Genomic DNA, 22,688 nt, shown 5'->3' on the forward strand with positions numbered 1-22,688 from the left:
TGAAGCGTTGCCAATATTTTCGGCACACTCAACCGACAGCGAGTGAGACGGGCCCGGATAGGACGTGGGATTCCTCGATCGGTTCCAGCGCAACCGAGCAGACATTGATCAAATTGCGCATCTTTTCCCCAATCACTTGCGCGCGATGCCAGCTCATGCCGTCCACTTCCACGTCGATCGTCAATACGCCCTCTTGCTGCAAGACGCTCACCTGCTGCGGGATGAGGTATTGCATGGCGAAGAGGTTGAGCACACGGCAGATGAGGTCCGGCTCTGCTTCGGCAAGGATCTGATAGCGCGACCGGCACTGGGCGTTGTTGGCCGACCACGCATCGGGGCGCAGTGTAGAAGATACGACGGCTTCGAGGTGTGGCATGGGAAACCCTCATGGTGGGCCACTGAATCGATCGGACGTGGCAATGGATAGGTGCGATGGAAGAATTTTTACATGGGAAGCGGGAAATTTCTGATCCATAATCGATTGAAATGCGCTGCTTTTAACTCGTTTATGCGCAATGTTCGAGCATGGAAAATAATTTATGCAAATCGAGTTGGATGCCTTTGATCGCAAGATACTCGCCCTTCTGCAAGACGATGCGTCGCTCTCCAGTGCGCAGGTGGCTGAACAGGTCGGCCTGTCTCAGTCGCCATGCTGGCGCAGAATTCAGCGGTTAAAGGATGAAGGGGTCATCCGCCGTCAGGTGACGCTGCTGGATCGCAAGAAAATCGGCCTGAACACGCAGATTTTCGCTGAGGTGAAACTCAATGCCCACGGGCGCTCCAACTTCACGGAGTTCACCGAGGCGATTCGAGGGTTCCCCGAAGTGTTGGAGTGTTATGTGCTGATGGGGGCCGTGGACTTTCTGCTGCGCATCGTGACGCCGGACATCGAAGCCTACGAGCGCTTCTTCTTTGAGAAGCTGTCGCTGGTACCGGGCATTCAGGAGGTGAACTCGACGGTGGCCTTGTCGGAGATCAAATCGACGACGAGTTTGCCGATCATCCGGTGAAGAAGGGCTGTAGGAGCGCGCTTGCCCGCGATTGCAGTGTGTCAGTAGATATATTCGTATCAGACAGACAGCAATCGCGGGCAAGCGCGCTCCTACAGGGTTGGAGTTGCGTATTAGATTTTGAGCAACGCCTTCCACACCCGGCTTTGCAGGACGGTGACGGTTTGTTGCACGCGCGCTTCGAGGATCGGGTCGGTGATGTCCAGTTGCGCCAACTCCGCCAGTTTGTTCAACTCGCCATACAGGCGATCCAGATCCGGCAATTCCAGGGTTTGACGAGCGAAGTGCAGCCAGACCTGGATGCGCTCGATGCGCTGCAGCTGTTCGGCCAAGTCCTCCGGCTGTTGTTGGTAGCGTGCCAGGTTCAACGCGGTGGCTTCGTCGCTCAAGAAGCGGGGCAACCAGCTGCTGAGCATGGCATTGCCCAGACGGTTGCCACGGTTATTGCGCTCGAGGGTCCAACGGCGCTCCATCAACCAGCGCGATGTGGTCAGCGAGAACTGGCCCCATCGCGGGTCGTCGAGCTCTTCGATGAACTGCTCATGGGCGGCGGCCCGCACATCGCCGTCTTCCTTGCCGGCCTGCACCAAGGTGCGCCAGTCTTCCAGCAGCGCGTCCAGAGCCGCACGCAGGTCGTGGGTCGAGGCGCGCGGCGCGGCCTGGCCGAGACTGGCGGTCAGTGCGCGCAATTCCGCGAGCACCTCGACCCAATCCTGCAGCAGGCTCCAGTGGCCATTGAATCGATATTGCTCGGCCAGCCGCTGGCTGCTGCCCAGCAGGTACCAGGCAAGTGCGCTGTAGGCGTCGTCCACCGACGTTTCAGCGTGCAATGCCGGGACAGGCAGCTTGATGGTGTATGTACTGGCGTCGAACAGACGATACCCGCGCTCAGCCTTGCTGATGTCGCAAGGCATCAGCGGGAGTTTCTCGGCCAACTCCGAGGCCAGTTCCAGCAGAGCCGCAGGTTCGCCTTCGCGCAGTTCCAGCTCGAGCTCGCAGATTTCTTCCTTCTGCTTACCGACGATCACATGGCCGAGGTCCAGGGCGGCCTCGATCACCACCTTGGATTTGCCGCGACCCCACGCGATTTCGGCTTTCTCGCGAACGAAATCGGTGGTGAACAAAGGCTTGATGGTCTTCTTGTCCAAGTCCGCCAATTGCGCGGGCCAACATTCGCCCTCGAGTTTTTTCAGGTCGAGTTTGGCTTTGGGCAGGTTCCAATTGTATTCGTTGCGCTCGGATAGCCCGGCAACGCTCTGGCCCCGAGTCTTGAGGGTCTGGATGATGGCGTCGCCGTCCTTGCGCAGCCGCAGCGCAACCTTGGCTTGGGCCAGTTCGCGGTCAGGGGTGTCGAAGTACTGATTGAACAGTTCCAGCTTTTCCCAGCCGCTTTTGTTGCGTTTCTTCAACAACGGGTGTTCGCGCAAGGCGCTCAGGGTTTCGCGGCTGACGCGGAGTTTGATTTCGGTTTCTTTCTGCATGGCCGGGAATCCAGACGCTCTTGTGCTGATATCGGGGACGCGGCGGAATCGACACGGCCGCGTGGGTCGTGCAGTGTACAGGACATCACCTCGACAGTTTATTCCTGCTGCCCAATCACCCTATGATGGTCCGCAGCACGAGAGGAGTCGTCTATGCCGTTGCCGTCCATGAAAGACCAGTTTGCCGCCTTGATCGCCGCGCCTTCCGTGAGCTGCACGCAACCCGCGCTGGATCAGTCCAACCGCACCGTCATCGATCTGTTGGCCAGTTGGCTGGGCGATCTGGGGTTCAAATGCGACATACGGCAGGTGAGCCCCGGCAAATTCAACTTGCTGGCCACCTACGGCTCGGGCCCTGGCGGGCTGGTATTGTCCGGGCACAGCGATACCGTTCCCTACGACGACGCGCTCTGGAAGAGCGATCCGCTGAAGCTGACGGAAGTCGACAACCGGTGGGTCGGCCTTGGCAGCTGCGACATGAAAGGCTTCTTCGCACTGGCGATCGAAGCCCTGCAGCCGTTGCTCGACAAGCCGTTCAAGCAGCCGTTGATTATTCTGGCCACCTGCGACGAGGAAAGCTCGATGTCTGGCGCAAAGGCGCTTGCAGCCGCGGGAGGCGTCCTTGGGCGGGCAGCAGTGATCGGCGAGCCCACGGGGCTGAAGCCGATCCGACTGCATAAGGGCGTCATGATGGAGCGCATCGAGATTCTCGGCCGCAGCGGCCATTCGTCGGATCCGAGCCTCGGAAACAGTGCCCTCGAGGCCATGTATGACGCCATCGGCGCACTCAAAGGGCTGCGGCAGGAGTGGCAGACGGCGTTCAACAACCCGCAGTTCAGCGTCCCTCAGCCGACCCTGAATCTCGGCTGTATCCATGGGGGGGACAACCCCAACCGCATTTGCGGTCAATGCTCGCTGGAGTTCGATCTGCGCCCTCTGCCAGGCATGGACCCGGAGATGCTGCGGTCCGCCATCCGGCAGAAACTGCAACCGTTGGCCGAGCACCATCAAGTGAAAATCGACTACGCACCGTTGTTCTCGGAGGTCGCGCCGTTCGAGCAGAGTGCCGATGCGGAACTGGTGCGGGTCGCCGAGCGTCTGACCGGGCACACGGCCGAAGCGGTGGCATTTGGCACCGAAGCGCCTTATCTTCAGCGCCTCGGTTGCGAGACCATCGTTCTGGGCCCTGGCGATATCGCCTGCGCGCACCAGCCTGGCGAGTATCTGGAAATGTCACGTTTGCAGCCTACAGTGCGTCTGCTACGTCAATTGATCGAATATTACTGCCTGACTCAGCCTTGAGTGCGGGGTTTGAGCCGGGGGGCTACGGCCGCCATCCAATCCAGAAGGAGATCCGCGTGTTGCGATGCCTGTTCCGACGATAAAGCTCATGCCGTTGTGAGCGTCTACCCCTCGTCCCTTTTTGCTACAGGCCGGTCTGGATATGCCCGATTACGTCAATTGGCTTCGCCACGCGTCTCCCTACATCAATGCCCACCGGGATTGCACCTTCATCGTCATGCTTCCGGGCGACGGTGTCGAGCATCCTAACTTCGGCAACATCGTGCACGACTTGGTGCTGCTTCACAGCCTGGGCGTGCGCCTGGTGCTGGTGCACGGATCTCGCCCGCAAATCGAAAGCCGTCTGGCTGCGCGCGGCATCACACCGCACTTCCATCGCGACATGCGCGTCACGGACTCGGCGACCCTTGAATGCGTGATCGACGCCGTAGGTGCATTGCGGATCGCAATTGAGGCGCGTCTGTCGATGGACATGGCCGCCTCGCCCATGCAGGGCTCGCGCTTGCGGGTCACGGGTGGCAATTTTGTGACCGCGCGTCCGATTGGCGTGCTCGAAGGTGTCGACTATCAGCACACCGGCGAAGTGCGTCGGATCGACCGCAAGGGTATCAACCGTCTCCTCGACGAGCGCTCGATCGTACTCCTGTCGCCGCTGGGCTATTCGCCGACCGGGGAAATCTTCAACCTGGCTTGCGAAGACGTCGCCACCCGTGCCGCGGTCGATCTGGGGGCAGAGAAGCTGCTGCTGTTCGGCGCCGAATCGGGGTTGATGGACGAACAGGGGAATCTGGTCCGTGAACTGCGACCTCAGCAGATTCCCGCTCATTTGCAGCGTCTGGGTAACAACTACCAGGCCGAGCTGTTGGATGCGGCGGCCCAGGCGTGTCGTGGCGGGGTTGCCCGCAGCCATATCGTCAGTTATGCCGAGGACGGTGCCTTGCTGTCCGAACTGTTCACCCGCGCTGGCGGCGGCACGCTGGTGGCGCAGGAGCAGTTTGAGCTGGTGCGTGAAGCGTCGATTGGCGACGTAGGGGGCTTGATCGATCTGATTACGCCACTGGAGGAGCAGGGTATTCTGGTGCGCCGCTCTCGCGAGGTCCTGGAGCGGGAAATCGAACAGTTCAGCGTGGTCGAGCGCGAGGGACTGATCATCGCGTGTGCGGCCTTGTACCCGATTGCCGATTCCCAAGCCGGAGAGCTGGCGTGCCTGGCGGTGAACCCCGAGTACCGTCACGGCGGGCGTGGCGACGAATTGCTGGAGCGCATCGAGGAGCGGGCAAAGGCGCAAGGTTTGAAGACGCTTTTCGTCCTGACCACCCGCACCGCCCATTGGTTTCGAGAGCGTGGTTTCGAACCGAGCAGCGTTGATCGGCTGCCTAGCGCCCGGGCGTCGCTGTACAACTACCAGCGCAACTCGAAGATCTTCGAGAAGGCGATTTAGGCCGGCTCGCCCGGAGGCAGTACATGCGGAAGTGCCGAGTGGACTTCCGCATCGTGTTGCTCTGTCGAATCAGTTACTGATCGCCAGAATACTCGCCTGATACGCGCCCACGAAGGTGTCGAAATCTACCGGCTCTTCGGTCTGCTCCAGCTCGGATTGCTGAGCCAGTGACTCCCGCGCCTTGCTTTCGAAGTTTGCCTGGTCCTCGGCACTCAATGGGCGGCTGCGGAAGTGCTCGGCGTGCTCCTGTGCCTGACGCAGCGAGAATGCCGTGAAGCTTTCCTTGTGCTCTGTCATGGCTGCCAACACCTGAGCAGAGGGCGTGAGCGAGACGTCCGCGACCTTCGCCCGTTGGGCAGCCAGCGATTTGACGTGTTCGTCGATGCCTTGACTCTTGTCCAGCAGGGCGCTGATCGGCTCGATCTGGTTTAGCAAATCATTCGCCCAGGTTTTCAAATCTACGGTCGAATTGTCGCGACTCAACTGCAAGCCAGGTCGGCGACCTTCCTTGACCACGGTCAGGAAATTGCCGCTGGCATTACCACACTCGCAATCGGCCAACTGCGGGCTTTCCTGCAAGGCACAAAAGAGAATGAACGCATCGATGAACCGCGCCTGCTGCAGATCGATCCCGACCGGCAGGAAGGGATTGATGTCCAGGCAACGCACCTCGACGTACTGTACGCCGCGAGCCATCAAGGCCTGGATCGGACGTTCGCCCGAATAGGTCACGCGTTTGGGGCGGATCGTCGAGTAGTACTCGTTCTCGATCTGCAACACGTTGGTATTGAGCTGAATCCACTCGCCATCCTTGTGTGTACCGATCTCGACATAGGGCGCGTAGGGCGTGGCCACGGCCTTGCGCAGGCTGTCGGTGTAGGTCAGCAAGTCGTTGTAACACGGCGTCAGATCCGCCTGCGCGCTGCTCTGGTAGCCCAGGTCGCTCATGCGCAGGCTGGTGGCATACGGCAGATACAGGGTGTCGGCGTCGAATTGCTCCAGCTGGTGGGAGCGGCCGCGCATGAAACTGGCATCCAGTGCCGGCGATGCGCCAAACAGGTACATCAACAGCCAGCTGTAGCGCCGGAAGTTGCGGATCAGGCCGATGTAGCTCTCGGACTGGAAGTCCCGGTCGCTGCCTTCGAACGCCACGGTCGACTTGAGCACGGGCCAGATGTCTTCAGGCAGCGAGAAGTTGTAGTGAATACCGGCAATGCACTGCATTGTTTTGCCGTAGCGCAGCGCCAGGCCCTGACGGTACACATACTTGAGCTTCCCGATATTGGATGTGCCGTAGTAGGCAATCGGGATGTCTTCTTCGGCCGGCAGCGGGCACGGCATCGAAGGGCTCCAGATGTATTCGCTGCCCAGTTTGCTGTAGGCGAAACGGTGGATCTTGTCCAGGCTGTCCAGGGTGTCGGCGGGGTGGGTCAATGCCGGAGTGATGAACTCCAGCAGCGACTCGGAATAGTCAGTGGTGATCTGTTCGTTGGTGAGGGCAGAGCCCAGCGCTTCGGGATGCGGGGTCTGTGCCAGGCGGGCATCGCCTGTAACGCGCAGGCATTCACGCTCGATACCGTGCAGGCACTTCTCCAGGAGGGAGAGGTGCGAGTGCTCGCCAAGCAGGGCCAGGCGGCGATTGAGAAGTTCGCTCAAGTTGGTTTCCTTCACGCGTCAGTCGGCCCTATATGGGGACGATATGGCGGTCTACAAGGGTGAAGAAAGGAACTGGCGTTTTCGCCTCGTTTTGGGTCTTAACGCCGATGCCCGTCACTGGTCATGCTCGCCCGTGAGGGGGCAGGCATGACCGGGAAATTTCGACCCTGCTGTCCCGATGCAGAGATTCAGCGCCGAAATTAACCCATATCCGTATCGGACAGCTAGACGATCGCGAACGTGCCTTGTGCTTTAGCGACGAGCTTGTCGGCCTGGCGAACCTCGGCTTCGACCACCAGCGTGCGGCGACCGGCGTGGATCACCGTGCCGATGCAGGTCACTTCACCCTCCGGGACGCCGCGCATGTAGTTGATCTTGCACTCCACCGTCACGCTTTGTTTGTCGAACCCGTGGGAGCTGGAACAGGCCAACCCCATCGCGATGTCGACCAGGCTGAACAGGGCACCCCCATGCATGACATTGCCGCGATTGCGAAGGTGCGGTTCGAGCGCGAGGGTGACCTCGGCCGTCCCCTCGCCGAGCCGGACCAACCTGCACCCAAGCGTCTTGAAGTACGCACTTTCAGTCAGTTCTGCTGGGATATCCATCAACGTTTCTTCAATTGTTTGGCGTTGGCGAACAGCGAAGCCATGGCGTTGTTGGCCGGGGCTTGCGTCGCGGACTCCTTGCGAGGGGCGCTGCTTGGCTGGCGTTGCGCTGCACCGGGGCGGGCGCCACGGGCACCATCGACCTTCTCGCCTGGCGTGTCGCTCATGCGCATCGACAAGCCCACGCGTTTGCGCGGAATGTCGACTTCCATGACTTTCACCTTGACCACATCGCCCGCTTTGACGGCTTCACGCGGGTCCTTGATGAACTTCTCGGACAGCGCAGAGATGTGCACAAGACCGTCCTGATGCACACCGATGTCCACGAAGGCACCGAAGTTGGTCACGTTGGTCACGACACCTTCCAGGATCATGCCCGGTTGAAGGTCCTTCAAATCCTCCACGCCGTCCTGGAATTCAGCGGTTTTGAATTCGGGGCGCGGGTCACGGCCAGGTTTCTCCAGCTCTTGCAGGATGTCGGTCACCGTGGGCAGGCCGAATGTCTCGTCGGTGAACTTCTTCGGATCAAGACGCTTGAGAAAACCCGCGTCGCCGATCAGCGAGCGGATGTCGCGGTCGGTCTGGGCAGCGATGCGCTGTACCAGCGGGTACGCTTCAGGGTGCACGGCGGACGAGTCCAATGGGTTGTCGCCGTTCATGACCCGCAGGAAGCCAGCGGCCTGCTCGAAGGTTTTTTCGCCCAGGCGCGGCACTTTTTTCAACGCGGCGCGCGTTTTGAACGCACCGTTTTCATCGCGATGGGCGACGATATTCTGCGCCAGGGTGGTGTTCAGCCCCGAGATGCGGGCGAGCAGGGCGACCGACGCGGTGTTCACGTCGACGCCGACGGCGTTCACGCAATCCTCCACCACCGCATCCAGGCCACGCGCCAGCTTGAGCTGAGAAACGTCGTGCTGGTACTGACCGACGCCAATGGATTTCGGATCGATCTTTACCAGCTCGGCCAGCGGATCCTGCAAGCGGCGGGCGATGGAGACAGCGCCTCGGATCGACACGTCCAGATCCGGAAACTCCTTGGCGGCCAGTTCCGACGCCGAATAAACCGATGCGCCCGCTTCGGAGACCATGACCTTGGTCATCTTCAGGCCTGGATATTTTTTGATCAGCTCCCCAGCCAGCTTGTCGGTTTCGCGGCTGGCGGTGCCGTTACCAATGGCGATGAGATCGACCGAATGCTTGGCGCAGAGCGCCGCCAAGACCGCGATGGTCTGGTCCCATTGGTTCTTCGGGACGTGCGGGTAAACCGTGGCGTGATCCAGCAGTTTGCCGGTGGAATCGACCACCGCCACCTTGCAGCCAGTGCGCAGGCCAGGGTCAAGGCCCAGTGTCGCCCGCGGGCCGGCTGGCGCCGCCAGCAACAGGTCGTGCAGGTTGTGGGCGAAGACGTTGATCGCCTCGGTCTCGGCGCTGTCGCGCAATTCACCCAGCAGATCGGTTTCCAAGTGCGAATACAGCTTGACCTTCCAGGTCCACCGCACGACTTCGGCCAGCCATTTGTCGGCTGGACGGTTCTGATTTTGCAGGCCAAAGCGCTCGCTGATCATTATTTCGCACGGATGCAGCGAGCCGGGCAGCTCTTCGCCGACTTTGAGCGCCGAACTGAGCACGCCCTCGTTGCGCCCTCGGAAGATTGCCAGCGCCCGGTGCGATGGCATGGTTTTAAGGGGTTCGTCGTGCTCGAAGTAATCGCGGAACTTCGCGCCTTCTTCCTCCTTGCCTGCCACCACGCGGGCGCTGATCACGGCTTCCTGCTTGAGGAAACCGCGCAGCTTTTCGAGCAGCGAAGCGTCTTCCGCGAAACGTTCCATCAGGATGTACTTGGCGCCCTCGAGCACCGCCTTGACGTCGGCGAAGCCCTTCTCGGCATCGACGAAGCGTGCGGCTTCGACATCCGGCGTCAGCGTCGGATCATTGAACAGGCCATCGGCCAATTCGCCGAGGCCTGCTTCCAGGGCGATCTGGCCCTTGGTGCGCCGTTTCTGCTTGTACGGAAGATAGAGATCTTCAAGGCGGGTCTTGGTGTCGGCGAGTTTGATATCGCGCGCCAGCTCCGGAGTCAGCTTCCCTTGCTCTTCAATGCTGGCAAGGATCGCCACGCGGCGTTCTTCGAGTTCGCGCAGATAGCGCAGGCGCTCTTCCAGATGACGCAATTGGGTGTCATCGAGGCTGCCAGTCACTTCTTTACGGTAGCGAGCGATGAAAGGCACGGTCGAGCCTTCATCCAGCAGCGCGACGGCCGCTTCGACCTGCTGCGGGCGCACGCCCAGTTCTTCGGCGATGCGGCTGTTGATACTGTCCATAAAACCACCTGGCAAATATGTGTACAAAAATCCAGCGGCCGGCGAACCGCCTTGAGCGAGCGTTGCCTGACGTTGAGGGCGGCGCATTATACCCAGTGAGGTCCGATTAGGGGATCGCCCTGTCGATTCCCGGTACAGCCAGCGACCGCGCCCGCTACGCCCCCTAACCGGCGAGGCACGGTGGCAGTAGCGATACAGGAAAAATCTGCTAACAATGCACACGGTGCACATGGGCGCCGCTACGCCATAATGCGCGCCGAGACTAAAGGAGCATTCAATGAGCAGCACTGCACAAACGGCTGAAGGCGAAAAAATCCTCATCGTTGACGATGACCCGGGCCTGAGCAGCCTGTTAGAACGTTTTTTCACCAGCAAAGGCTACCGCGCCCGCGCCGTCGGTAATGTGGAGCAGATGGATCGCCTGCTGGCTCGCGAAGTCTTTCACCTCGTGGTGCTCGACTTGATGCTGCCCGGTGAAGATGGCCTTTCCGCCTGCCGCCGACTCCGCGCGGCGAATAACCAGGTGCCGATCATCATGCTCACGGCCAAAGGCGACGAGCTGAGCCGGATCAAGGGCCTGGAATTGGGGGCCGACGATTACCTGGCCAAACCCTTCAACCCGGACGAACTGATGGCACGCGTCAAGGCCGTCCTGCGTCGTCAATCCACACCGGTGCCCGGTGCGCCGGCCAGCGAAGATGAAACCGTTACCTTCGGCGAATACGAGTTGTCTCTGGCAACGCGCGAGCTCAAGAAGGGCGACGAGGTCCACATGCTGACCACAGGCGAGTTCGCCGTCCTTAAGGCGCTGGTCATGCACGCCCGGGAGCCGCTGACACGCGACAAGCTCATGAACCTGGCCCGAGGTCGTGAGTGGGACGCTCTCGAGCGCTCCATTGACGTGCAGATTTCCCGACTGCGCCGCTTGATCGAGGTGGATGCCGCCAAACCCCGCTACATCCAGACGGTCTGGGGCGTGGGTTATGTATTCGTGCCGGATGGCACCGGCAAACAGTAACGCGCAGTCGGCAGACTGATCACCGGGCAACTTGCTCGCGCTCATTGGCTGGCCAGCCACGTCGAATCGTCCAAAGGGCGGCTTCGATGTGGCTGGTTTTGCTGTCTGATGCCTCCCGCGAACGTTCGCGAGCCTGGCTCGCTTTTGCAAAGTAGCTGTTGTCATGAAAACACCGCTCTGGTTCCCGCAAAGCTTTTTCTCTCGCACCCTGTGGCTGGTGCTCATCGTCGTGCTCTTCTCCAAAGCGCTGACACTGGTCTATCTGTTGATGAACGAAGACGTGCTGGTGGACCGGCAATACAGCCATGGCGTCGCGTTGACTTTGCGTGCTTACTGGGCGGCCGATGAGAATGATCGGCAAACGATCGCCGACGCAGCAGGCCTGATTCGGGTAGTGGGCGGCGGGGTGCCGGAAGGTGAACAGCACTGGCCCTATTCGGAAATCTATCAGCGTCAGATGCAGGCGGAGCTGGGCGCCGACACCGAAGTGCGTCTGCGTGTGCATGCGCCTCCCGCTTTGTGGGTGCGTGCTCCAAGTCTTGGTGACGGATGGCTCAAGGTGCCTCTGTACCCGCATCCGCTTCGGGGTCAGAAAATCTGGAGCGTGCTGGGTTGGTTCCTGGCCATTGGCTTATTGTCCACCGCGTCGGCATGGATCTTCGTCAGCCAGTTGAATCGGCCTCTCAAACGGCTGGTATTCGCGGCTCGTCAATTGGGTCAGGGGCGTAGCGTGCGCCTGCCCGTAGGGGATACGCCGAGCGAAATGACGGAGGTGTATCGCGCGTTCAACCAGATGGCCGAGGATGTGGAACAGGCTGGGCAAGAGCGGGAATTGATGCTGGCTGGGGTCTCCCATGATCTACGCACGCCGTTGACGAGGCTGCGCCTGTCGCTGGAGTTGATGCCCCGTGACAATGAGTTCATGGAAGGCATGGTCCGCGATATCGAAGACATGGACGCGATTCTCGATCAGTTTCTGGCGTTTATTCGGGATGGCCGCGACGAAGAGGTCGAAGAGGTCAACCTTGTCGAATTGATTCGCGAGGTGGTTGCGCCCTATAACAGCCCGGTGGAGCAGGTTCGCACGCGGCTGGAATCGATTCCGCCCTTTCCGCTGCGCCGAGTCTCGATGAAGCGCTTGTTGAATAACCTGATCGGCAATGCCATGCACCACGCTGGCGACAATGTCGAAGTGGCGGCGTACGTGTCGGGTGACAGTGGCGCGCCGTATGTGGTGCTGAGCGTGCTCGATCGGGGTATGGGGATCGACCCTTCCGAGCTGGAAGGCATCTTCAACCCCTTCACTCGGGGCGACCGGGCGCGGGGGGGCAAAGGAACCGGCCTCGGGCTCGCGATCGTCAAACGCATCGCTGCCATGCACGGCGGCAATGTCGAGCTTCGCAATCGGTCCGGTGGCGGGCTGGAGGCGCGAGTGCGATTGCCTTTGGGGCTGATGTTGCCCAGGGATGCCGTTTGATAATCTGGCCATGATCCTGGTCACTGCAGGCGCCGACGAATCGTTCCTGCAGTGCGTGCCGTCGCTCTCCTAGCCTTTGCCTTTCGTCCGGGTCATGTGCGGCCCGCCGTTTTTCTCGATGTACTGAATGATCATCCCCGCCACATCCTTGCCCGTTGTGGTTTCGATGCCTTCAAGCCCGGGCGAGGAATTCACTTCCATCACTAGGGGCCCGTGGTTGGATCGCAGGATGTCGACACCGGCGACGCTCAGCCCCATCACTTTGGCGGCGCGAATGGCGGTCATGCGCTCCTCGGGGGTGATCTTGATCAAGCTGGCAGTGCCGCCGCGGTGCAGGTTGGAGCGAAACTCTCCGGGCTTGGCCTGGCGCATCATCGAGGCGATGACCTTGTCGCCGACCACGAAGCATCGGATGTCCGCTCCGCCCGCTTCCTTGATGTATTCCTGAACCATGATGTCCTGCTTGAGCCCCATGAACGCCTCGATCACCGACTCTGCCGCCGTTGCGGTTTCGCACAGTACGACGCCGATGCCCTGGGTGCCCTCCAGCACTTTGATGACCAGCGGCGCGCCATTGACCATCTGAATCAGATCGGGAATGTCGTCGGGCGAGTGAGCGAAGCCTGTCACGGGCAGGCCAATGCCCCGGCGCGAAAGCAGTTGCAGGGAGCGTAGTTTGTCTCGCGAGCGGGCGATGGCAACGGATTCGTTGAGCGGGAAAACGCCCATCATTTCGAACTGGCGCAGCACCGCGCAGCCGTAGAAAGTGACGGACGCGCCGATCCGGGGAATTACCGCATCGAAGCCTTCCAGCGGCTTACCGCGGTAGTGGATCTGCGGCTTGTGGCTCGCGATGTTCATGTAGGCGCGCAAAGTATCGATCACTACGACCTCATGGCCACGCTGGGTACCGGCTTCGACCAGACGACGAGTTGAATACAGACGCGGATTTCGCGACAGCACAGCGATCTTCATGCAACACCTGTGGCAGAGGAATTGGAAGCCGGAAAGGTCGGCTTGTCCTGAACGTAAGTGACGCCTGGGTTGACCACCAGTTGGCCGTCAATCAAGGCTTTGGAACCCAGAAGCAATCGGTAACGCATGGCTTTTCGGCAGGCCAGGGTGAATTCCACTGGCCAGACCCGGTCGCCCAGAGCCATCGCGGTGCGAATGACGTATCGCACCTGGGCCTGGCCGTTGGAGCTTTTGATGGTCTTCATCGCCACCAGTTGCGCTTCGCAGCGACGATGGCGTAACTGCACGACGGTCCCCAGGTGAGCGTTGAAGCGCACCCACTGTTCACCATCGCGCTCGAAGGGTTCTATTTCCGTGGCGTGCAGGCTTGAGGTGCTGGCGCCGGTGTCGATCTTGGCGCGAAGGCCTGCGACTCCCAGATTGGGCAGCGCCACCCACTCGCGAAGGCCGATGACTGTGAGATGGTCGAATGTTTTCAAAGCGATCCCGTACGTTTGCGCGTTCTGCCCACGATAGCCTGAGGCGCATGCGTGTGCATGCCCTTACTTATGTGTGGAAGATTCTAACCAAGCCCGAGGGTTACTGTACGCCCGGCGTTGCGTAGTACAGTTCTGACTATCACGTAATTGAGGAATTCAGATGACACAAAAGCCAGAGGAAGACGATAAGGTTCGTCTGGACAAATGGCTGTGGGCAGCACGCTTTTTCAAAACGCGTGCATTGGCCAAAGCGGCGATCGAAAGCGGCAAGGTGCATTGCCGCGGCGAGCGCTGCAAGCCGGGTAAAGAGCCGCGGATCGGCGATACGTTCGAGATCCGAACCGGTTTTGATGATCGCACGGTCGTGGTCAAGGCGCTGTCCGTCGTCCGGCGCGGCGCGCCCGAAGCGCAGTTGCTTTACAGCGAAACGCCTGAAAGCGTCGCCAGGCGTGAAAAGGCTGCCGATATGCGCAAGGCCGGAAGCCTGGGGCTTACCACGGATGGCAAGCCGACCAAGAAGCAACGGCGGCAACTCTTTCAGTTTCGCTCAGGGGATGACTGAGCGCTTTACAGAGCAGCAGACCTTACCGGCGGCAACGACGGATGCCGCCGACAAATCATGCTGAATGAGGACGTCAGGCACGCGCGCCTGGCTTCATGATGCTCAGGCATCCGAGCAAGGGAAGCTTGCCGAACAGGTTGAAAAGCGGTGCCGTCACTCGCATCAGGAATCGTGTAGCGTGGGCTGCGAACGGTGTATAGCAACTCCAGGCGAGCGCGAGCAGGGCAATCATCACGCCCCCGATGTAATCGTCCTGCCCCCAGTGTGCACCCGCGACCAGCCGGGGCATCATGAACAGGAAGGCCAGCACCCAAATCACTACACGTTGGCCAACCGTGCGGCTATAGACCGTCATGAACATGGCCCAGATCAGCAATACGGAGGCGTGATCGCCCGGGAAGCTTTGGCTCGATCGATCCTTGAGCTGCCACTTGTCTTCGAGTGTGGGGAAAATTTCGCTGAGTTTGACCGCGTCCGGAATCACCATTGAAGCGCTGTCGTGCTGAAGTGAAGTGTGATCTATGATCTTGGAGAAGACGGTACGGATGATGAGCAGCAGAATCAGGGTCAGAACGAACCCGATCAGTGCCGCGCGGGTCTGTGCTGCTTTGAAGACCCAGTCGCCCTTGATCAGCAACATCAACAGAATCAGCCCGACGATGATGTCGAAGGGGCGCATGCTGGCGATGGTCCAAGTCCACAGCCAGGCTTTGTTTTGCGTGAGCGGCTGATTCAGAAGATGGAAAAACCACTCGTCGAATTGGGTAAAGGCCGCATGGCCCGTCGGCCAGATCCACACCAGCAGCAGTGCAAGCGCTACTAGATTACACAGCAGGAATTTTTTGGCGTTCCACTTGGGTTGGAACAGCGCTGGATAGTCCATAAAATGCCCCCATCGGCATGACAGTGCACCTGGTCGGTGCTAAATCGCGTTTTATAAGCGGTCGTCATCACTTTGTCATCACTTCAGATACCAATTTCCCATGCACGATTTCCCGGATACCGATAACACCCAGCGCTTCATGTTCGATGACAGCGACGTTCGAGGCGAACTGGCCTCGCTGGAACGCAGCTACGCCGAAGTGCTGGCCAAACACCCGTACCCTGAACCGGTGGCGCAGTTGTTGGGCGAAATGCTCTCTGCCGCGGCCTTGCTGGTCGGCACGCTCAAGTTCGACGGTCTGCTGGTGCTGCAGGCGCGTTCTCAAGGCCCTGTCTCGCTGCTGATGGTCGAATGCTCGAGCGATCGCGAGTTGCGCGGTATCGCCCGGTACGACGAGAGCCTGATCCAGCCCGGCGCCACCCTGCAAGAGTTGATGCCCGAAGGCACGCTGGTCATCAACATCGACCCACGGCAGGGCAAGCGCTATCAAAGCATCGTCGATCTGCAAGGGGAGAACCTTGCCCGTTGCCTGTCGGATTACTTCGTTCAGTCCGAGCAATTGCCCACGGAGTTCTGGCTGTATGCCGATGGAAAGCGAGCGCGTGGTTTCCTGCTTCAGCAGCTACCCCCTGAGCGCCTGAAAGACGAGGACGAACGCCAGGCAAGCTGGCAACACGTTCGGGCGTTGGCCAACACGCTGACCGGCGAAGAGCTGTTGAGCCTCGATAACGAGACCGTTCTTCATCGTCTGTTCCATGAAGACGCGGTGCGAATGTTCGATGTACAGCCGCTGATTTTCCGTTGCAGCTGCTCTCGCGAGCGTTCCGCCAATGCCCTCGTCAGCCTTGGCGCGGAAGATGCACAACAGCTGGTCGCCGAGCACAACGGGATCGTCGAGATCGATTGCCAGTTCTGCAACCAGCGCTATCTGTTCGACGCTACCGATGTCGCGCAACTGTTTGCCGGTGGCGGGGTCGACATCCCCTCCGACACTCGTCATTGATGTAGTGCGGGCGCCGGGCTGAATGGTTTCTGCCCGGCGGGCCGGGCTTTTCATTATGTAGTTCTGACAAGAGGGCCCTACCTTTTTTGGGCGGTTCTGGCATAATCCGGCCACTTTTTAGCTGTAGTAGTTTGGGTTTTTCTACTACAAAACGTTTGGAGCACTCGGCCAGCGGGCCGACGGGGAATCTCATGACGCAAGCCAATAACGCCGTTCACACCGATCTCAGTGTCGACGATCTGGTTAAAGAAGCCCTCAATCGCGGCGAAGGCGTACTGTCCGATACCGGCGCTCTGGTGGTCGAAACCGGCCATCGTACGGGCCGTTCGCCAGTCGACCGTTTCATCGTCGATGAACCGACCACCACGGATGCCATTGCGTGGGGTCCGATCAACCGCAAATTCCCAGCTGACAAATTCGATGCGCTATGGGCGCGTGTGGAAGCGTTCAACAACGCTCAGGAACACTTCGTTTCTCACGTTCACGTAGGCGCGGCGGCCGACCACTACCTGGCCGTCAAGATGACCACCCAAACGGCCTGGCAGAACCTTTTCGGTCGTTGCCTGTTCATCAATCCGGCCCAATACAACCCGGCCGGTCGTGAAGAGTGGCAAGTGCTGAACGTTGCCAATTTCGAGTGCGTGCCCGAGCGTGACGGCACCAACTCCGATGGTTGCGTCATCCTCAACTTCGCTCAGAAGAAGGTCTTGATCGCGGGTATGCGGTACGCCGGCGAGATGAAAAAAGCCATGTTCTCGGTGCAGAACTTCCTGCTCCCAGCCGCGGATGTGCTGCCAATGCACTGTGCCGCCAACATTGGTGAGGAAGGCGATGTCACCCTGTTCTTCGGCCTGTCGGGCACCGGCAAGACCACCCTGTCCGCCGACGAAAGCCGTTACCTGATCGGTGACGACGAGCACGGCTGGGGCGAGGGCGTGGTGTTCAACATCGAGGGCGGTTGCTACGCCAAGTGCATCGACCTCTCCGAGAAGAACGAGCCGGTCATCTGGAAAGCCATCAAACACGGCGCCGTGCTGGAAAACGTGGTTCTGGATGCCAACAAGCACGCCGACTACGCCGACAGCAGCCTGACCCAGAACAGCCGCGCCGCGTACCCGCTGGAGCACGTTGAAAAACGCTCCGAGAAGAACCTGGGTGGCGAGCCAAACGCTGTGATCTTCCTGACCTGTGACCTGACCGGCGTTCTGCCGCCTGTGTCGATCCTCAGCGAAGAACAAGCGGCCTACCACTTCCTGTCGGGCTACACCGCGCTGGTCGGTTCGACCGAAATGGGCTCGGGCGCTGGCATCAAGTCGACCTTCTCCACCTGCTTCGGCGCGCCGTTTTTCCCGCGTCCGGCGGGCGAGTACGCAGAGCTGCTGATCAAGCGCATCCGCGGCTTCGGCTCCAAGGTCTACCTGGTCAACACCGGCTGGACCGGCGGTGGCTACGGCGTTGGCAAGCGCTTCAACATTCCGACCACTCGTGGCGTCATCGCAGCCATTCAGAGCGGCTCGCTGGTCGGTGCTGAAACCGAGCATCTGGACACGATCAATCTGGACGTGCCGAAGTCCGTTCCAGGCGTCGACACCGCGCTGCTCAACCCACGCAACACCTGGGCTGACAAGGCTGCATACGATGAGGCTGCCAAAGCACTGGCCGGCCTGTTTATCGAGAACTTCAAAAAGTTCGAAGTGAGCGACGCCATCAAGGCAGCGGGTCCGAAGTTGTAAGATCGGGTTCTGCTGAACGAGAAACCGCCCTTCGGGGCGGTTTTTTTATTGATGTCTTTCCGATCGCAGCATCACTTCATAGACCTCACCGATACGGGGTGAGAAAAGAACCACTCACTTTTTCCTGTCCTCATCGACAGGGTCAAAAGGAGTGCCAAAGCGGGGTGATCAAGGCCGATAACTTCGCGCCGCTTCGCAATACTGTTCCTGCGCCAGCTTGTTCTTCTCTTCCTTGTCTCTGGCAACACGCTTGCTCCAGTCACTGCACATGTCTTTGAAATACGGCTCGGCAGCGCGTCTGCATTCGCGATACTCAACGCTGTCACTTTTGAAATTCATGCAAACGCTGCTGTTTTCGATGTGGTTGTTATAGATGCGATAACGCGCTTCATAGCGGTTACGGCCGTCGACTTCACGGATGAATACCCCAGCCACATCGTAATGGGCAGTCGGTTCGGATTTGGGCCGGGTAGCTGATGAGCGGTATTGCGCCATGTATCGATCGGACACCATTCCTTGCGGGCGGGGTGCGTTGTAGTCGGTAGGTTGCGGATCTCCGAACCGGCAGTTGATGACGTCGCGGTCGATGACATTTCCTTCCTTAAGGCAGTCATCCAGCCGCTTGGACGTTGCGGGTTGGGTGGCGGGCCTAGGGGCGATGTAGACAACTTGCTCGTTGGTGCGGATTTCCGGCGGCGGGGTGGTCGAGGTAGCCTCATCACTGGCCTCGATGGGCGGGGCAGTGACAACGACAACCGCCGTTGGAGGCTTTGCGGGATGAAACATCTGGGTAACGAGGTAGATGATCGTCCCAACCAATGCCAAGCAAATGGCGATACTGCTGAGCGGCCATGTCGTTTTGGCCGGGGCGACCTTTCGCTTGCCGGGATGTGAACCCAATACCACGTCGAACTGGTCGGATGCCAGACGTTGCATGACGATCTGCCCGTCATCTTCGGGCGGCTGTTTGAACGGCATTGCCTCTCCTTGGCGCGTCTCGGTTTCTGCGCGTCGAAACCCTGAATGGTTTTGCGAAGCGCGGGTGACGATGCCGCGAGGTTAAACGGCGCGATGTTGTTTTGCTAGTAGGGCCTAATCACTTTGCGCCTTAGCTCGCGCTTGGCGCCGGTCATTAATGGAATGCCTCATTGAGAGCGCTTCCCCGTATGATCGATTGATCGACCACTGGAAGGACTTCTGAATGACGCCCTCACTTCGCGGCGACTACCGCCATTTCCAACCTATCACCACTCGCTGGCACGACAATGACCTGTATGGTCACGTCAACAACGTGACCTATTACAGCTATTTCGACAGCGCAGTGAACAGCTATCTGATCGAGTGTGGTGGGCTGGATATTCACAGTGGCGAGGTGGTGGGGTTCGTGGTGAGTTCGTCATGCGACTATTTTGCGTCGATTGCCTTCCCGGACCTGATCGAAGTGGGCCTAAGGGTCGGCAAGTTGGGTAACAGTTCGGTGCAGTACGAGCTTGCTGTATTCAAGTCAGGGGAGCAGGAAGCGTGTGCAGCGGGGCGTTTTGTCCATGTGTTCGTGGACCGCGCATCAAACCAACCCGTGCCGATTCCCGTGCCTTTACGTGTAGCCATGGAAAAGCTGTTGGTCTGAAACGAGACCGGCCGCTTTTAGGCGGCCGGTTCAGGGATGACATTACGGATCAACGATGGCGCCAGCCACGGTGGTGCCCGCGGTCATGGTGGCGGTGGCGAGGTCCATGATCGTAGTGACGGCGGTCGCCACGATAGCCACGACGGTCATCGTCACGACGACTCTCTTCGCCCATGTAGTTGCCCAGCGCGCCGCCGGCGCCACCGCCCGCTGCTGCGCCAATGAGGCTACCGGTGCTGCCGCCGACGCTGCGGCCAATGACGTTGCCGCCCGCTGCGCCAAGGCCACCGCCAATGGCAGCTTCAGTGCGGTTATGACGGTTGGCGCCCACTGCGCCACCTGCGGCGCCGCCAAGGCCTGCGCCGATCGCCGATCCGGTGCTGCCACCAATCTGTTGGCCAACGACCGAACCCAGTACCCCACCCAATGCGCCGCCCACACCAGCGTTCAGGTTGTCGCCTGCAGAGGCGAACCCGGTGGCCAGGGAGAGAGACAACAACAGAATCGAGGAATACTTCATGTCAGGATGCTCGTAGGGATGACGAGGCGATCCTGCAATCATGAAGAATTTGTCACAATCGAAATCCGACGAATAACACGATCTGTATACAAATCGATAAGTTATTGTTTTTGCTTTGGAACTTAAGGCTTTTAGACCAGTCTTAGACTACTTCAAACAGGCCCGAATCAGACGATTCGGGCCTTTTTTGTGGGCATTTAATCCTGTCGCGTTAGGGGGCACCTGAAGACTGCTGTCTATCGATGCCCGCCAGCGAATCAGACGATCCGTGCGACTTCGCTGTGCCGTTCCAGTTTGATCGCGACGAACTTGGACGTCGGCGTATGGCTGCCCTCACCGACGCTTTCCAGCGGGACCAGAGGGTTCACTTCTGGATAGTAGGCGGCCGCCTGGCCAGCGGGAATATCGAACGGCAACAGCGTGAACCCTTTGACGCGACGCACGATGTCATCGCCCCAGATCGACACGATATCGGCTTTCTGGCCTGGGACGAAGCCCAGCCGCATGATATCGGCCTCATTCAGGAACAGCACGTCGCGCTGGCCTTTCACCCCGCGGTAACGATCGTCCAGGCCGTAGATCGTGGTGTTGTACTGGTCGTGCGAGCGCATCGACTGCATGATCAGGTCCGGCACGACGCCGGCTCCGCGAATGCCCTCATGAAGCAGGTCTTGCGGCAACCGATTGGACTTGAAGTTGGCGCGGGCACTTGGCGTGTTCCACTTGCGCGAACCCGCGGTATTGCCTAGGTAAAACCCACCCGGATGCTTGATCTTCTCGTTGAAGTCCTTGAACGCCGGAATGGTGTCGGCAATCAGGTCGCGAATACGGCTGTAATCTTCCACCAGCCACAGCCAGTCCACGGGGTTTTTACCGACCGTCGCGTTGGCGATACCCGCCAGAATCGCCGGCTCGGAGCGCATCTGATTCGACAGCGGCTTGAGTTGACCGTTGGAGGCGTGAACCATGCTGAAGGAGTCTTCCACGGTGACGGCTTGAGGGCCTTGAGCCTGCATGTCGATGTCGGTCCGACCAAAGCATGGCAGGATCAGCGCTTCCTTGCCGTGGGTCAGGTGGCTGCGATTGAGCTTGGTGCTGATCTGCACGGTCAGGTCGCAATTGCACAGCGCCTGGAAAGTGCGCGGGCTGTCCGGGGTCGCTTGAGCGAAATTGCCGCCCAGACCGATGAACACTTTCGCACGCCCTTCGAGCATGGCATGGATGGCTTCGACAACGTTGTGGCCGTTCTCGCGTGGGACTTTGAACTGGAAGCGTTTTTCCAGCGCATCGAGGAAGAACGCTGGCGGGCGCTCGTTGATGCCCATGGTGCGGTCGCCCTGCACGTTACTGTGCCCACGGACCGGACACAGGCCCGCGCCGGGTTTGCCGATGTTGCCACGCAGCAGCATCAGGTTCGCGACCTCTTGAATGGTCGGTACCGAATGGCGGTGCTGGGTGATCCCCATCGCCCAGCACATGATCACGTTCTTGCCCTTGGCGTACATCCGCGCAGCGCGCTCGATATCCGTCAGGGGAAGGCCGGACTGTTCGACGATGAAGTCCCATGGGGTCTCGTCGACCTTGGCCAGGTAATCCAACACACCGTTTGTGTGTTCGTTGATGAAGTCGTGATCGAACACCGCAGGCTCACCTTTGGCCTGCGCATCGCGCTCCCACTGCAACAGGAATTTGGCCATCCCGCGCAGCAGGGCCATGTCGCCTCCCAGCGCTGGGCGGAAATAGGCGGTGTTGGTCGGCTCGGAGCCGTTGCTGAGCATTTCGATCGGGTGCTGAGGATGCTGGAAGCGCTCCAGACCCCGTTCTTTGAGTGGGTTGACGCAGACCACCTGAGCGCCACGCTTGACCGCCTCTCGCAGCGGTTCGAGCATTCGTGGGTGGTTGGTGCCGGGGTTCTGCCCCAGGACGAAAATAGCGTCCGCATGTTCGAAGTCGTCGAACGTGACGGTGCCTTTGCCCACGCCCACGCTTTGCGACAGGGCGACGCCGCTTGCCTCGTGGCACATGTTCGAGCAGTCGGGGAAGTTGTTGGTGCCGTAGGCACGAACGAACAACTGGTAAAGGTACGCCGCTTCGTTGCTGGCCCGACCCGAGGTGTAGAACTCGGCCATGTTCGGGCTGGGCAGGCTATTCAGGTGCTTGGCGATGAGGGCAAACGCATCGTCCCAGGCAATCGGTTTGTAACGATCCGTCTGGGCGTCGTAGACCATGGGCTCGGTGATACGGCCCTGATACTCAAGCCAGTAGTCGCTCTGCTCCAGCAAGGAGCTGACGCTGTAGCGGGCGAAGAAGGACGGGTCGACGCGGCGCTTGGTGGCCTCCCAGTTCACGGCCTTGGCGCCGTTTTCGCAGAACTTGACCATGCCGCTTTCAGGCGAGTCGCCCCATGCACAGCCTGGGCAGTCGAAGCCCCCATTCTGGTTGGTCTTGAGCATCGCGCGCAGGTTTTTCAGGGCGTTGTCGCTGGTCAGCCAGGCTTGGGTCACGCTGATCAGGGCGCCCCATCCACCGGCCGGGCCTTTGTAGGGCTTGTAGCGCGGAACGGGTGTCTTATCGGCTTGTTTGTGCATGCTC

The 22,688-nt window shown here is 59.9% G+C and carries 20 protein-coding genes; 9 read left to right on the forward strand and 11 right to left on the reverse strand.

Annotated elements, in window-relative coordinates:
* Positions 1–28: 28 nt before the first annotated feature.
* Complete coding sequence (locus tag DBP26_RS04285; protein WP_108236100.1) at positions 29–376, reverse strand: hypothetical protein; 348 nt, start codon at positions 374–376, stop codon at positions 29–31.
* Positions 377–539: 163 nt separating this feature from the next.
* On the opposite strand from DBP26_RS04285, the gene DBP26_RS04290 reads away from it, so the two are divergent.
* A complete protein-coding gene (locus DBP26_RS04290) occupies positions 540–1,010 on the forward strand; it encodes an Lrp/AsnC family transcriptional regulator (RefSeq protein WP_108236099.1) in 471 nt (156 codons plus the stop codon).
* 113 nt (positions 1,011–1,123) lie between these two features.
* On the opposite strand, the gene DBP26_RS04295 is transcribed toward DBP26_RS04290, so the two are convergent.
* Positions 1,124–2,491: a CYTH domain-containing protein gene (locus DBP26_RS04295; RefSeq protein WP_108236098.1), complete on the reverse strand. Its 1,368-nt coding sequence runs from the start codon at positions 2,489–2,491 to the stop codon at positions 1,124–1,126.
* A gap of 153 nt (positions 2,492–2,644) precedes the next feature.
* Here DBP26_RS04295 and argE point away from each other — a divergent pair, with 153 nt between their 5' ends.
* Together argE and argA are read left to right on the forward strand one after the other, a co-directional pair.
* Positions 2,645–3,793 (forward strand): acetylornithine deacetylase, encoded by a 1,149-nt coding sequence (gene argE / locus DBP26_RS04300; protein WP_108236097.1) that lies wholly within the window; start codon positions 2,645–2,647, stop codon positions 3,791–3,793.
* A gap of 142 nt (positions 3,794–3,935) precedes the next feature.
* Positions 3,936–5,234 (forward strand): amino-acid N-acetyltransferase, encoded by a 1,299-nt coding sequence (gene argA / locus DBP26_RS04305; RefSeq protein ID WP_108236096.1) that lies wholly within the window; start codon positions 3,936–3,938, stop codon positions 5,232–5,234.
* A gap of 69 nt (positions 5,235–5,303) precedes the next feature.
* Here the strand turns inward: argA and gshA are convergent, their stop codons facing one another.
* From gshA to DBP26_RS04320, 3 genes are all read right to left on the reverse strand, one after another.
* A complete protein-coding gene (gene gshA / locus DBP26_RS04310) occupies positions 5,304–6,890 on the reverse strand; it encodes a glutamate--cysteine ligase (protein ID WP_108236095.1) in 1,587 nt (528 codons plus the stop codon).
* Between the two features lie 224 nt (positions 6,891–7,114).
* The gene (locus DBP26_RS04315) at positions 7,115–7,498 is read right to left on the reverse strand and encodes a PaaI family thioesterase (protein WP_108236094.1); all 384 of its coding nucleotides are present in this window, start codon (positions 7,496–7,498) and stop codon (positions 7,115–7,117) included.
* Positions 7,498–9,819 (reverse strand): Tex family protein, encoded by a 2,322-nt coding sequence (locus tag DBP26_RS04320; protein WP_108236093.1) that lies wholly within the window; start codon positions 9,817–9,819, stop codon positions 7,498–7,500. Before DBP26_RS04320 ends, DBP26_RS04315 begins: the two co-directional genes overlap by 1 nt.
* Before the next feature lie 277 nt (positions 9,820–10,096).
* Here DBP26_RS04320 and ompR point away from each other — a divergent pair, with 277 nt between their 5' ends.
* Together ompR and DBP26_RS04330 are read left to right on the forward strand one after the other, a co-directional pair.
* Positions 10,097–10,837, forward strand: a complete 741-nt coding sequence (gene ompR, locus DBP26_RS04325) for a two-component system response regulator OmpR (protein WP_108236092.1) — start codon at positions 10,097–10,099, stop codon at positions 10,835–10,837.
* A gap of 163 nt (positions 10,838–11,000) precedes the next feature.
* Positions 11,001–12,314, forward strand: coding sequence for an ATP-binding protein (locus DBP26_RS04330; protein ID WP_108236091.1), 1,314 nt, complete (start codon positions 11,001–11,003; stop codon positions 12,312–12,314).
* Positions 12,315–12,383: 69 nt separating this feature from the next.
* Here the strand turns inward: DBP26_RS04330 and rimK are convergent, their stop codons facing one another.
* Together rimK and DBP26_RS04340 are read right to left on the reverse strand one after the other, a co-directional pair.
* A complete protein-coding gene (rimK, locus tag DBP26_RS04335) occupies positions 12,384–13,289 on the reverse strand; it encodes a 30S ribosomal protein S6--L-glutamate ligase (RefSeq protein ID WP_108236090.1) in 906 nt (301 codons plus the stop codon).
* Positions 13,286–13,741: an ATP-dependent zinc protease gene (locus DBP26_RS04340; RefSeq protein WP_177411004.1), complete on the reverse strand. Its 456-nt coding sequence runs from the start codon at positions 13,739–13,741 to the stop codon at positions 13,286–13,288. The genes rimK and DBP26_RS04340 overlap by 4 nt, the downstream gene beginning before the upstream one ends.
* 187 nt (positions 13,742–13,928) lie before the next feature.
* Between DBP26_RS04340 and DBP26_RS04345 the strand changes: the two genes are divergently transcribed.
* Positions 13,929–14,330 carry a S4 domain-containing protein gene (locus DBP26_RS04345; protein WP_108236088.1) on the forward strand — a complete coding sequence of 134 codons (402 nt, stop codon included), beginning with the start codon at positions 13,929–13,931 and terminating at the stop codon, positions 14,328–14,330.
* A 73-nt stretch (positions 14,331–14,403) separates the two neighbouring features.
* Here DBP26_RS04345 and DBP26_RS04350 read toward each other — a convergent pair whose 3' ends face one another.
* Positions 14,404–15,213 (reverse strand): phosphatase PAP2 family protein, encoded by an 810-nt coding sequence (locus DBP26_RS04350; RefSeq protein ID WP_108236087.1) that lies wholly within the window; start codon positions 15,211–15,213, stop codon positions 14,404–14,406.
* Positions 15,214–15,313: 100 nt separating this feature from the next.
* Between DBP26_RS04350 and hslO the strand changes: the two genes are divergently transcribed.
* Positions 15,314–16,216 carry an Hsp33 family molecular chaperone HslO gene (gene hslO / locus DBP26_RS04355; RefSeq protein ID WP_108236086.1) on the forward strand — a complete coding sequence of 301 codons (903 nt, stop codon included), beginning with the start codon at positions 15,314–15,316 and terminating at the stop codon, positions 16,214–16,216.
* A gap of 191 nt (positions 16,217–16,407) precedes the next feature.
* Positions 16,408–17,949: a phosphoenolpyruvate carboxykinase gene (locus DBP26_RS04360; RefSeq protein WP_108236085.1), complete on the forward strand. Its 1,542-nt coding sequence runs from the start codon at positions 16,408–16,410 to the stop codon at positions 17,947–17,949.
* A gap of 168 nt (positions 17,950–18,117) precedes the next feature.
* Here the strand turns inward: DBP26_RS04360 and DBP26_RS04365 are convergent, their stop codons facing one another.
* Positions 18,118–18,927 carry a hypothetical protein gene (locus DBP26_RS04365; RefSeq protein ID WP_108236084.1) on the reverse strand — a complete coding sequence of 270 codons (810 nt, stop codon included), beginning with the start codon at positions 18,925–18,927 and terminating at the stop codon, positions 18,118–18,120.
* 223 nt (positions 18,928–19,150) lie between these two features.
* On the opposite strand from DBP26_RS04365, the gene DBP26_RS04370 reads away from it, so the two are divergent.
* On the forward strand, positions 19,151–19,576 hold the full coding sequence (locus tag DBP26_RS04370) for a thioesterase family protein (protein WP_108236083.1): 426 nt from the start codon (positions 19,151–19,153) through the stop codon (positions 19,574–19,576).
* A gap of 49 nt (positions 19,577–19,625) precedes the next feature.
* On the opposite strand, the gene DBP26_RS04375 is transcribed toward DBP26_RS04370, so the two are convergent.
* Together DBP26_RS04375 and DBP26_RS04380 are read right to left on the reverse strand one after the other, a co-directional pair.
* The gene (locus tag DBP26_RS04375; RefSeq protein ID WP_108236082.1) at positions 19,626–20,096 is read right to left on the reverse strand and encodes a glycine zipper domain-containing protein; all 471 of its coding nucleotides are present in this window, start codon (positions 20,094–20,096) and stop codon (positions 19,626–19,628) included.
* Between the two features lie 257 nt (positions 20,097–20,353).
* The gene (locus DBP26_RS04380) at positions 20,354–22,684 is read right to left on the reverse strand and encodes an FdhF/YdeP family oxidoreductase (protein ID WP_177411005.1); all 2,331 of its coding nucleotides are present in this window, start codon (positions 22,682–22,684) and stop codon (positions 20,354–20,356) included.
* Positions 22,685–22,688 lie beyond the last annotated feature (4 nt).

It is taken from the genome of Pseudomonas sp. RIT409, from assembly GCF_003052515.2.
Lineage (GTDB): Bacteria > Pseudomonadota > Gammaproteobacteria > Pseudomonadales > Pseudomonadaceae > Aquipseudomonas.

Bases quoted from the DNA above. Each gene is read 5' to 3' on its own strand.
- DBP26_RS04285 (WP_108236100.1), bottom strand. From the start codon at position 376: ATGCCACACCTCGAAGCCGTCGTATCTTCTACACTGCGCCCCGATGCG.
- DBP26_RS04290 (WP_108236099.1), top strand. From the start codon at position 540: ATGCAAATCGAGTTGGATGCCTTTGATCGCAAGATACTCGCCCTTCTG.
- DBP26_RS04295 (WP_108236098.1), bottom strand. From the start codon at position 2,491: ATGCAGAAAGAAACCGAAATCAAACTCCGCGTCAGCCGCGAAACCCTG.
- argE (WP_108236097.1), top strand. From the start codon at position 2,645: ATGCCGTTGCCGTCCATGAAAGACCAGTTTGCCGCCTTGATCGCCGCG.
- argA (WP_108236096.1), top strand. From the start codon at position 3,936: ATGCCCGATTACGTCAATTGGCTTCGCCACGCGTCTCCCTACATCAAT.
- DBP26_RS04315 (WP_108236094.1), bottom strand. From the start codon at position 7,498: ATGGATATCCCAGCAGAACTGACTGAAAGTGCGTACTTCAAGACGCTT.
- DBP26_RS04320 (WP_108236093.1), bottom strand. From the start codon at position 9,819: ATGGACAGTATCAACAGCCGCATCGCCGAAGAACTGGGCGTGCGCCCG.
- ompR (WP_108236092.1), top strand. From the start codon at position 10,097: ATGAGCAGCACTGCACAAACGGCTGAAGGCGAAAAAATCCTCATCGTT.
- DBP26_RS04330 (WP_108236091.1), top strand. From the start codon at position 11,001: ATGAAAACACCGCTCTGGTTCCCGCAAAGCTTTTTCTCTCGCACCCTG.
- rimK (WP_108236090.1), bottom strand. From the start codon at position 13,289: ATGAAGATCGCTGTGCTGTCGCGAAATCCGCGTCTGTATTCAACTCGT.
- DBP26_RS04345 (WP_108236088.1), top strand. From the start codon at position 13,929: ATGACACAAAAGCCAGAGGAAGACGATAAGGTTCGTCTGGACAAATGG.
- DBP26_RS04350 (WP_108236087.1), bottom strand. From the start codon at position 15,213: ATGGACTATCCAGCGCTGTTCCAACCCAAGTGGAACGCCAAAAAATTC.
- hslO (WP_108236086.1), top strand. From the start codon at position 15,314: ATGCACGATTTCCCGGATACCGATAACACCCAGCGCTTCATGTTCGAT.
- DBP26_RS04360 (WP_108236085.1), top strand. From the start codon at position 16,408: ATGACGCAAGCCAATAACGCCGTTCACACCGATCTCAGTGTCGACGAT.
- DBP26_RS04365 (WP_108236084.1), bottom strand. From the start codon at position 18,927: ATGCCGTTCAAACAGCCGCCCGAAGATGACGGGCAGATCGTCATGCAA.
- DBP26_RS04370 (WP_108236083.1), top strand. From the start codon at position 19,151: ATGACGCCCTCACTTCGCGGCGACTACCGCCATTTCCAACCTATCACC.
- DBP26_RS04375 (WP_108236082.1), bottom strand. From the start codon at position 20,096: ATGAAGTATTCCTCGATTCTGTTGTTGTCTCTCTCCCTGGCCACCGGG.
- DBP26_RS04380 (WP_177411005.1), bottom strand. From the start codon at position 22,684: ATGCACAAACAAGCCGATAAGACACCCGTTCCGCGCTACAAGCCCTAC.